Source organism: Hansschlegelia beijingensis (assembly GCF_045505405.1).
In the GTDB taxonomy this organism is placed as follows: domain Bacteria; phylum Pseudomonadota; class Alphaproteobacteria; order Rhizobiales; family Methylopilaceae; genus Methylopila; species Methylopila beijingensis_A.
In genome coordinates this window covers 1-9794 of record NZ_JBJKEX010000094.1, presented here as the reverse complement: position 1 = coordinate 9794, position 9794 = coordinate 1, and the positions used below count along the sequence as shown (strand labels likewise).

Sequence of the window (9794 nt, the reverse complement as noted above, 5' to 3'; positions counted from 1 at the left end):
CAAGTCCTGCGGCTGAATCCGCTTCAATACTTCATCAAGATCATGCTGCCGGCGGCCGCTCCGTACATCTTCACCGGTCGCGCGGCGATGGCGGAGCCGTGACGGCGGACGTGGCGTCCGACGGCCGGCTGGACATCGTCACCTCAGGGCATGGGGCGTCCGGCTTTGTGGCCCAGAGCGTTGGCGGCGGAGGCGGCGTCGCGGGTGCGGCGGGCGGCGCGGCTGCGACGGTGAGGCGCGTCGGAAGCTCGGGAGGCTCCGGAGACGGCGGAGCCGTCAATGTGTCCCTGCTCAACGACCAGAGCACGATCACCACGGCCGGCGTCGGCGCGCATGGCGTCGTGGCCCAGTCGGTCGGCGGCGGGGGCGGAATGGTGGCCAACTTCCGCCCCGACGACGTCCCGTCGTTGACGAGCGAGGCATGGTTCACCACGGGTGGATCGGGTCGCGGCGGCGCCGTGACGGTGCTTTCGCTCGCGGATATCCATGTCAGCGGCGCCGGCGCATTCGGGATCGTGGCGCAGAGCGCCGGCGGGGGCGGGCTCGTCGCGGACGACGGGAAGTTCTACGCGGGCGGCGTCGGCGACGGCGGAGCCCTCAAGCTCACGCTGCAGAACCGGATCGCCGCCACGGGCGAAGGCGGGATCGGCGTGTTCGCGCAATCCACGGGCGCTCAGGGCGGCGCGATCGAGGTCAACCTCGGCTACTACAAGCCCGCCGCCATCACGGGCGGGAGCGGCGCGCAGGGCGCGGGCGTGGTGATCGACAGCCGCGCGGACAGCCACATGTATGTCGGCGAAGGCTCGCAAATCTCGGCGCTTTCCGGAACCGCGATCCGCTCCGTCAGCGGCCGCGTCGACGTCCAGAACGACGGCGCGATCTACGGAAACACCTATCTCACCGGCGGCACGATCTACGGCGCGCCCCAGATCCCGGGGCAGCCGCCCAGTTCGACCGCTCTCGCAGGCGTCGAACGGGGCGTGCTGACCAACAGCGGCACGCTCGTCGCGTCGGCTGGCGGGGCCATCATCGACGGCGATCTCGTCCAGACCGCGTCCGGGCGCGTCGCCGCAACCTTCGACTTCGTCGCCGGACAGAGCGCCAGCTACCTCGTGGCGGGCGACGCCAGGCTAGACGGCAAGATCGCGCCTGTTCTGGCGAGCGTCCTGCCGGGAGTGCGCGTCCGGGCCCTGGAAGTGCAAGGCGTCGCCACCGGCAGCCTGTCGGTCGAGGACAGCCCGCTGTTCTCGTTCGCATTGCACCAATCCGGCGGGACGTACGACGTCTCGGTGCGCGAGGCGCATTTCGCCGGACCGGACTTCGGCCTCTCCGCGCACCGCAAGGACGTCGCCGAAGCGCTTGAGGCCGTGTTCGAATCCGGCAGACCGGAGCTCGGCGCGCTGTTCGCGGGGCTGGACGCCGCGGCGCGCGCGGGCGCGTCGCACTACAACCAGGCGGTCCGCGAATTCTCGCCGCGCAGCGCCGTGACGGCGCTCGCCCGCTCCGCCGCCGGCGCGGCCGACATCGCGGACCGATCGATGAGTTGCCCCACGTTCTCGAAAGGCTATGCGGGCGGAGACGCTGTCCTCACCGAGGGCGAATGCGGCTACTTCAAGATCGGCGGCCGGACGACCTCGGATGACGGCGACGGCGAACGCGGGCGATCCCGCCTGAAGGCCGCGTTCTGGCAGGTCGGCGGGCAGATCGAGATCTCGCCCGGCCTCTTCCTCGGCGGCTCGGCGGCCTATCAGGCGGACTGGTTCAACGGCCATGACGGCGTGTCCGGGAAGGGCTCGACCGGCCAGGCCGCCATCACGCTGAAGCGGCAGGACGGCCCCATCCTCTGGACGGCCGCGGTGTTCGGAAACATCGGCGAACTGGACCTGAAGCGCCGCATCTCCGTGGCCGGCTTCAGCGATACTGCGAAGGGCGCGCCCACGCTGTTTTCAGGCGGCCTGCGCGGCCGCGTGGCTCATACGTTTGGGACGGAGGACCTTTATCTTCGGCCCTACCTCAACGTCGATCTGATCTACGCGCGATCGGGAAGCTTCAAGGAGCGCGGCGCAGGCGATCTCGGCCTCGCCTATGGCGCCGCGCGCTACAAGTCCGCGACATTCACGCCGGCTGTCGAACTCGGCGGCCGCTCGGTCCTCAGCGACGATCTGGTCCTCCGCAGCTTCGTCACGGCCGGGGCGAGCGTGCGGACCAACGACCGTTGGCGCGGCAAGGCTCATCTGCGCGGCGCGCGCAACGTCGAGGAGATGTCGCTCACCGCGCCGATCGACAGCGTCGCGGCGAAAGTCGGCGTCGGCCTGCAGCTGTTCCACGGGGAGCGGGCGGACCTTCGGCTCCGGTACGACGGCGAGTTCGGCAGCCACGCCAAGAGCCACGGCGCGACAGCGAGCGTCGCCTACCGGTTCTGAGGGGGCCGCTCACGGGCGGAGCCCATGAGCTCAGCTCATAAGCCCCGTGCTATTGTTCGGCGCGATGCTACGCGGTCGGCACGGTTCCGCCGTCGATCGTGTATTCGGCGCCCGTGATCGCTCCGGCGCGTGGCGATGCGAGGAACGTGATCAGGTCCGCCACCTCCCGCGGCCTGGCGGGTCGTCCCAGCGGGATGCCGCCGAGCGCGTCCATGATGATCTTCTTGCCGCCCTCGTAGTCGACGCCGGCGTCCGCGGCGAGCCGCTCCGCCAGCGCCACCGCCGCTTCCGTCTCCACCCAGCCGGGCGACACGCGGACGACGCGCACGCCTTTCGGCGTGACCTCCTTGGACAGGCTCTTGCTATACGTCGAAAGCGCCGCCTTGGCGGCGGCGTAGGCCGTCGTGGCGTCGGGCAGCGGAAGCACGTTCTGGATCGAGGTGACGTGGATGACCACGCCCGACCCCTGCTCCAGCATCGACGGCAGCAGCGCGCGGTCCAGCCGGACGGCCGGCATGAGGTTCTGGTTGAGCTCCCTCTCCCACTCCGCGTCGGCGAGGGCCGCGAAGCCGCCGCCGGGCGCGCTTGAGCCCCCGACCACATTGACGAGGATGTCGATCCCACCGAGCCGTGCGAGCGCCGCCGCGGCGAGATCAGCGCAGCCCTGCGCCGAGGTCAGGTCGGCGGCGACATAGAAAACGCCGTGCTCGCGCTGCTCCGGCGCGCTCCGCGCCGCCGCGACCACCCTGGCGCCTGCGTCGCGCAGATTGCGGACCACCGCCGCTCCGACGCCCTTGGTGCCGCCCGTGACGAGCGCGCGCCTGCCCTCCAGGCCAAGATCAAAGTTCATCGTCGTCTCCGGCTGAACGATTGACGCGGCGTCCCGGCGCCGCGACGCCGGAACGTATTGTCCGCCCTGCTCCGCCTCGGCCGCGCGGGAGAAAAACGAACGGATCGGTGAGACTTGCCGAGCGCGGCTCAGACGCCGTGCGCTGTGCGGATCATACGCGCCGCGCGCTCGCCGATGATCGCGCACGGGGCCTGCGTGTTTCCGGTCGTGACGCGCGGCATGATGGAGGCGTCGGCGACGCGGAGCGCCTGGACGCCATAGACCTCGAGCGCCCCATTCACGACGGACATGGCGTCCCGGCCCATCCTGGCGGTGCAGCTCTGATGCCAGTAGGTCACCGCCGCCTCGCGCACGAACTGCTTCATGGCGCCGTTCGAGAGCGGCCCCGGCAGCGCCTCCCGCGTCACGAAGGGCCGAAAGGCCTTGGCGGCGCCGAGCTCCCGGCAGAGTTCGACGCATCGGATCGCCGTCTCCATGTCCGCGGGATCCGACAAGGCGTTCGCGTCGATCGCTATCGGCGCCGCGGGGTCTGCGCCGGTGAGGCGAACCCGGCCCGAGCTTGACGGTTGAGCGAGACCGGCGAACATCGTCCAGCCATGCGCGGGAGCGCCGCGCGCGGCTGTCCGGTCGCTGGGAACCGGAAACTCGACCTGACAGAACAGCAGGTCGGGGCTCTCCATGTCGGGACGGCTCTTCCAGTAGAGCGTCGCCTCGCTGCCGCCGTTCCGCGGAGCCAGCGGCTCGCGATACTCCCAGATGCAGCCGAACGACAGATGATCCTGCAGGTTCTGGCCGACGCCCGGCAGGTGCTGTCTGACGGCTATGTCGAAGCGACCGAGCTCGGCCTCGTCGCCGACGCCGGAATGCATGAGCACCTTGGGCGTGTGCATCGCTCCAAGCGACAGGATGACCTCCAGGCGGCAATCGATGGTCGCGACCGCCCCGTCGCGCAGGATCTCGACGCCGGTGGCCCTGCCGCCTTCGATCACCACGCGGCGGACGGTGGCGTGCGTGACGACGGTGAGGTTCGGGCGATCCAGCCAGGGATGCACATAGGCGCGGTACAGCGAGTGCCGGCGGCCATCGCGAACCAGCACGTCGGAGATCGCCGCGCCGCCAGGCCCCTCCATCATCGCCCCGTTGGGATGATCGAAGGTCGGGACGCCGAGCTCCGCGGCAGCGTCCAGCATCGCCGTGGCGATCGGGCTCGGGTCGGGCGCGGGCTGCACCCAGACCGGGCCCGACGTTCCGCGGTAGCGCGGGTCGGGCGTTCCCCGCCAGTTCTCGATGTCCCGGTAGATGTCGAGCACGGACTCGTAGCCCCAGCCGTCATCCCCTGCCTCGGCCGCGAAGAAATCCCAGTCGCTGCGGTGTCCCCGCGCCCAGACCATGACGTTGATGCTGGAGCCGCCGCCGAGCCCCTTGCCCATCGACATGGAAAGCGACCGGCCGTCGAGATGCCGACTGGGCTGCGCCTGGAACCCCCAGTCGCGTTCGCTTCCGAGATTGGCCGGCCACTGGGAGGGGTCGAGAACCGCTTCCGCCTCGTCGCCGCCGCCGGCCTCGATCAGCAGGACACTCACGTCGGGGTTCTCGGCCAGCCTGCTGGCGACCACGGAGCCGGACGAGCCCGCGCCGCAGACGATGAAGTCATAGGCCGGCTTGAGCTTCGCCGCCCGCTCCGCCTGATCCTGGGATGCATGCCGGGTGAAGTCCTGGGCCTCGTCGGGAGAGGCTTTCGTCGTCATCGTCTTGTTCCGATCTCGCAACATTGCATGGCTTCGCAAGCCCGGACCCTTGGGCCCGGGCCTGTCGCCCTCTCCAGGCGCCTGACGCCTGTCGTCTCCGGGAGGACGGGGCCCGACTATCGCGTCTGGGCGGACAGCTGCCGCGCGGCCTTGTCGATCACGTCGGCGACGACCTTGGGCTGGGTCATGAAGACGGCGTGGCTCGCCGCGACCTCGGTGACGGTCGCGCCGATGCGCGTGGCCATGGCCTTCAGCATCCGCTGGTCGAAGGCCTTGTCCTCGGTGGCGATCACGGCCCAGCTGGGCTTCGTCCGCCAGGCGGCGTTCCCAAGCTTCGTCGCGAATGAGGACATGTTGATCGGCACCTGGGAGTCCCGCAGGAAGGCGGCTTCCGCGTCGCTCGCGTCATTGGCGAAACCAGCCTTGAACGCGTCCGGCTTCACGAAGCCGTAGCCGTCCGCCGTCGTCTCGATGACGAACTCGGGCGGCGTGACGTAGCCGTCATACTGCTGGCCGGTGGTTTCCCCCGCGTCGGGAGACAGGGCGGAAACATAGACAAGGCCGGCGACCTTCGGGTGCGCGCCGGCCTCGGTGATCACCGTCCCGCCCCAGGAGTGTCCGACCAGAATGGCCGGGCTGTTCTGCCTATCAAGAATGCGCGTGGTCGCAGCGACGTCGTCGGCCAGGGAGGTCAGCGGGTTCTGGACGATCGACACGCGGTAGCCGCGTGCGGTCAGCTCATCGTAAACGCCGCGCCAGCCGGAGCCATCGGCGAACGCCCCATGCACCAGCACGACGCTTCGGATCGTCTGCGCGTCCGGAATGGGCTGCGAGGGCTCCGCATGGGCATAGCTCATCAGTCCGCTGGCGATCGCCGCGGCGGCAAGGGTGCGAATGGTGTTGATCACGGCGCTCATCCTTTCGGTCGGAGCGCGGATACTAGAAAAACCCTCGTGGAATGTGCTTTCTAAGTTGGCCAGCAAAGTTCAGATTTGGCGCGATTGGGCCATCGATACTGAAATGATCGGACCGGAATGGCTGCTTCCCTGAAAGATTCTTCCGAGGGCGCTCTCGACCGAACCGACGTGAAGATCATGCGGGCGCTCCATGCGGATGGCCGGCTGACGAACGCCGAACTCGCGCAGCGCGTGGGCGTCAGCCCCGCCACCTGTCATCGGCGCACGCAGCGGCTGTTCGAGAAAGGCCACATCACGGGCGTCCGGGCGCAGATCGCCCCCGCTTCGGTCGGACTAGGCGCCCTCGTGATGATCGGCGTCGTGCTCGACCGCTCCTCGCCCGACAGCCGCTACGCCTTCGAGGAGGCCGTGCTCAAGGTGAAGGAGATCCTCGACTGCATTCTGGTGGCGGGCGAGTTCGACTACTTCCTCAAGATCCGGGCACGCGACATCGCCGACTTCAACAAGCTGCAGAGCCAGACCCTGATCGCTCTCCCGGGCGTGCAGAACACCCGGACCTTCTTCGTCATGAGGGAGGTCAAGGAGAACGGGCGCCTGCCGTTCTGAGGAGCCCATCCGGGCCGGCATCTTCGAGAGCGCGCCGAGGCCGGAATGGGCCGCGATCATCCTAGCTGACGCCGGAGCCTGGGCGTCAGCAGGGTTATCGCGGCCGTCGCAAAAGCGCGCTTGACTGGACAAGCGCCGCCCCAAGCCCCATTTACATAAATCTTGAGCAGAAAGGGTTGCGTATGCAGGCGATCGAACAGGAAGGCCGTGAGGCTTTCGCCACGGGCGTCGACCTCCGGCGCTGTCCGTACAAGGACGTCGTTCGGCGGGATGCGTGGTTGAAGGGCTGGGTGGACGCTCGGCGGGTGTCGAGGATGCCCGGCTGAACCAAGCTTCAAATTGATGCGCTAAGGCCCGCTCATGGCGGGCTTTTTCGTGTCTGGGGCTGACCTCTCGGGGCCTTGCGGACCTTGGTTGCGGCGCGGGTCGGCCTTCCGGCCCGCTACGGCGGCCCGGCCTGCTGAGCCCGGATCGCGTTTCGGTGTCTCGCCCCCCTTCCCTTTGGCCTGATCTCGTCGCGGAATTCGTCCCGCTGCTCGTGAACCGAGGCGATGACGTTGCCCATCGGAAGCCCCAGCTCCAGCAGAACGAGTTCGGAAAGGTGCAGGCTTGGCTCCACGTCCAGCGGAACGGCGTCTGTCACCCCGAGCCGGTACAGCCGCCTGGCGTCCGCCAGGTCTCCAGCAAACGCGAAGACCGGAAGCGTCTCGCTCTCCGCCCTCGCGCTCGCCACGATCGCTCTCGCGGTCTCCCCAGACGCCGGGGTGACCACCAGCGCCAGGGCTGAGGCGACGCCGCATCGCCGGAGCATTTCGGGGTTCGTCGCGTCGCCGTAGAAGACGCGGGTGTCCCCCTGTCGTCTCGCGCGTCTCACGACCCGGACGTCGTCGTCGACCGCGATGAAGGGCACGTCGTGCCGCGCGAGCATCCTGGCCACGACGGCTCCCTTTCGGCCGTAGCCGGCGATCACCACGACCGGCTCGGCCACGCCGTCCGGCGGACCAACTTCGACCTCCTTCCCGCCCCCTGTTCGGGCGGCGAAGCGCCCCGCGGCGGCGATCAGGAAGGGTATCGTCAGCATCGAGATGGTGACGGCAGCCGTCGCGGTCGCGGCGATATCGGGCGAAAGGATCTGCCCTGAGATCGCCGGGCTGAGCAGAACGAAGGCGAACTCGCCGCCGCCCGCCATGATCAGGGCGGTTTCGGCCGATGCCGCCCGCGACACGCCGAAGGCTCTTCCGCCGAGGAACACGATCACCACCTTGGCGGCGATCAGCGTCGCCGCGATCAGCAGCGTTTCGCCTAGCGACGCGAACACCCGCCCGAGGTCGAGAGTGGCTCCGACGGAGAGGAAGAACAGCCCGAGCAGCAGGCCCTTGAAGGGATCGACCAGAGCTTCGATCTGGCGCCGGAACTCGGTCTCGGCGAGCAGCAGGCCCGCCACGAAGGCGCCCAGCGCCATCGACTGGCCGGCGGCGGCGGTGATGAAGGCGGTGCCCAGGATCACCAGCAGACAGGCGGCCATGAACAGTTCCGCGCTCCGGGCCGCGGCCACCCAGCCGAAGATCGGCCGCAGCGCCACTCGACCGAACAGGACGAGCGCGCCGACCGCGATCACTCCGGGACCGAGGGTCTCCAGCAGCCGCGGCCCGATCGGCCCTCCGGAGCTCAGCACCGAGACCATCAGCAGCAGCGGCGCGACCGAGAGGTCCTGGAACAGCAGGATCGAGAAGCTGTTGCGGCCCGCGACGCTCTGGAGACGGCCCCTCTCGGCGAGCGTAGGCAAGGCGATCGCGGTGGAGGACAGCGAGCCCGCGGCGCCGAGCACCATCGCGGACGCCGGCGGTTGCCCCAGAAGATAGGCGAGCAGCCCCAGAGCGACCGAGCAGGAGACCACCTGAAGAGCGCCGAAGCCGAACACCATTCGGCGCGCGAGCCAGAGGCGCTGCGCCGAAAGCTCGAGCCCCACCATGAACATCAGGAAGACGACGCCAAGTTCTGCGAGAGCGCTGATGTCCTCTCCGTTGTTGATCGTGAGCGGACCGATCCACGGCGCCGCCTGCTCCAGACTGCCGAGACCGAACGGGCCGAGAGCCAGTCCGGCCAGCAGGAACCCATGGACGGGGCTCAGCTCGAGTCGCTTGAACAGCGGCACCACGAGCCCGGCCACCGCCAGGAACACCAGCGTCTCGGAGTAGTAGTTGCTGAAGTAGATCTCCACGGCTCTCCCCGCCCGTGACCTGCGAGCGTTATAGCGGGCGCGCGCCGCGACCGCGATCAGGAGCCGTCCGACGCTTACGCGTGAAGATCGGAATTGCCTGATACGCTCCCCGCCGAAGGTGATTCACGGGCGGTGGGGCGCGGGCTCATGTTCGATCGAGGCGACGCCCGGCATGGCTGAACCGGAACTGGCGCTCGATCCGATCTTCCTGCTCGGCGCCGGTCGCTGTGGCTCCACCTTCCAGCAGGTCAGGCTCTGCGAGACCGGGAACGTCTGGATCTGGGGCGAGCATGGCGGCGTGCTGGCCGGGCTGTTCCGCTGGGGCGGAGAAGCCGCGAACAACAGGCAGCTCACGAAGTACGTCTATCCCCGGGAGCCGGTGAGTTCGGCGCAGGAGATCGAGACGCTCCAGCATGACGGCCGCGGCATGGCGTGGATGAACGGCTTCCGCAGGGCGGACCTGATGGCCGCGCAGCGCGCGCTGGTGCTGGAGCTGTTCGCGAAGCGCCTGCCGCCCGGCAAGACGCGCTGGGGCTTCAAGGAAATCCGCTATGGGCCAGCCGATCGCGTGCCGCTCAACCTGCTGCGGATGTTTCCCGCCGGCAGGATCGTGCACACCGTCCGGGCGCCGTTCGCGTCGATCGAGAGCGCCATCGTCGCCTGGGAGCTGCCGACGGTGGTAGCTCTGGTGGAGCAGAACGACCAGACCGGCCTCGACGCGCTCTACCTGAAGCATCTCGACCGCTGGAACGCGATCACCGGATATCTGCTCGATCTGCAGGAGCGCTGGCCGAGGAAGGTTCGAACCTCCCGCATCGAGCACTACGAGGACGAACGCCGGGAGCTGTTCGCCTTCCTGTCGCTCGAGGAGCCAACCGGCTCGACCGGGACGCGCATCTTCAGCAAGGCCGACACGGCGAGCGGCTATCCCGGAATCGCGCGGGCCTTCGCGGAGCGGCGGGAGCGGTTCGAAGCGCGCGTGGCGCCGAACGCCCGCCGCGCCGGCTACGGCTAGGCGCCAAGCCGGGC

The 9794-nt window shown here is 69.0% G+C and carries 8 protein-coding genes; 4 read left to right on the top strand and 4 right to left on the bottom strand.

Annotated elements, in window-relative coordinates; genetic code table 11:
- Positions 1-281 precede the first annotated feature (281 nt).
- The gene (locus tag ACIKT0_RS08260; RefSeq protein ID WP_407104885.1) at positions 282-2423 is read left to right on the top strand and encodes an autotransporter outer membrane beta-barrel domain-containing protein; all 2142 of its coding nucleotides are present in this window, start codon (positions 282-284) and stop codon (positions 2421-2423) included.
- 67 nt (positions 2424-2490) lie between these two features.
- On the opposite strand, the gene ACIKT0_RS08255 is transcribed toward ACIKT0_RS08260, so the two are convergent.
- From ACIKT0_RS08255 to ACIKT0_RS08245, 3 genes are all read right to left on the bottom strand, one after another.
- Entirely contained in the window at positions 2491-3273 is a 783-nt protein-coding gene (locus ACIKT0_RS08255; RefSeq protein WP_407104884.1) for an SDR family oxidoreductase, read from the bottom strand.
- A 128-nt stretch (positions 3274-3401) separates the two neighbouring features.
- A complete protein-coding gene (locus ACIKT0_RS08250) occupies positions 3402-5021 on the bottom strand; it encodes a GMC family oxidoreductase (protein WP_407104883.1) in 1620 nt (539 codons plus the stop codon).
- 116 nt (positions 5022-5137) lie between these two features.
- Positions 5138-5938 (bottom strand): alpha/beta fold hydrolase, encoded by an 801-nt coding sequence (locus ACIKT0_RS08245; RefSeq protein ID WP_407104882.1) that lies wholly within the window; start codon positions 5936-5938, stop codon positions 5138-5140.
- Between the two features lie 117 nt (positions 5939-6055).
- On the opposite strand from ACIKT0_RS08245, the gene ACIKT0_RS08240 reads away from it, so the two are divergent.
- Positions 6056-6544, top strand: a complete 489-nt coding sequence (locus ACIKT0_RS08240; RefSeq protein WP_407104880.1) for an Lrp/AsnC family transcriptional regulator — start codon at positions 6056-6058, stop codon at positions 6542-6544.
- Positions 6545-6726: 182 nt separating this feature from the next.
- The gene (locus ACIKT0_RS08235) at positions 6727-6870 is read left to right on the top strand and encodes a ribosome modulation factor (protein ID WP_407104879.1); all 144 of its coding nucleotides are present in this window, start codon (positions 6727-6729) and stop codon (positions 6868-6870) included.
- A gap of 116 nt (positions 6871-6986) precedes the next feature.
- Here the strand turns inward: ACIKT0_RS08235 and ACIKT0_RS08230 are convergent, their stop codons facing one another.
- Entirely contained in the window at positions 6987-8765 is a 1779-nt protein-coding gene (locus tag ACIKT0_RS08230) for a cation:proton antiporter domain-containing protein (RefSeq protein ID WP_407104878.1), read from the bottom strand.
- Between the two features lie 172 nt (positions 8766-8937).
- Here ACIKT0_RS08230 and ACIKT0_RS08225 point away from each other — a divergent pair, with 172 nt between their 5' ends.
- Positions 8938-9780: a hypothetical protein gene (locus ACIKT0_RS08225; RefSeq protein WP_407104877.1), complete on the top strand. Its 843-nt coding sequence runs from the start codon at positions 8938-8940 to the stop codon at positions 9778-9780.
- Positions 9781-9794 lie beyond the last annotated feature (14 nt).

Bases quoted from the DNA above. Each gene is read 5' to 3' on its own strand.
- ACIKT0_RS08255 (WP_407104884.1), bottom strand. From the start codon at position 3,273: ATGAACTTTGATCTTGGCCTGGAGGGCAGGCGCGCGCTCGTCACGGGC.
- ACIKT0_RS08250 (WP_407104883.1), bottom strand. From the start codon at position 5,021: ATGACGACGAAAGCCTCTCCCGACGAGGCCCAGGACTTCACCCGGCAT.
- ACIKT0_RS08245 (WP_407104882.1), bottom strand. From the start codon at position 5,938: ATGAGCGCCGTGATCAACACCATTCGCACCCTTGCCGCCGCGGCGATC.
- ACIKT0_RS08240 (WP_407104880.1), top strand. From the start codon at position 6,056: ATGGCTGCTTCCCTGAAAGATTCTTCCGAGGGCGCTCTCGACCGAACC.
- ACIKT0_RS08235 (WP_407104879.1), top strand. From the start codon at position 6,727: ATGCAGGCGATCGAACAGGAAGGCCGTGAGGCTTTCGCCACGGGCGTC.
- ACIKT0_RS08225 (WP_407104877.1), top strand. From the start codon at position 8,938: ATGGCTGAACCGGAACTGGCGCTCGATCCGATCTTCCTGCTCGGCGCC.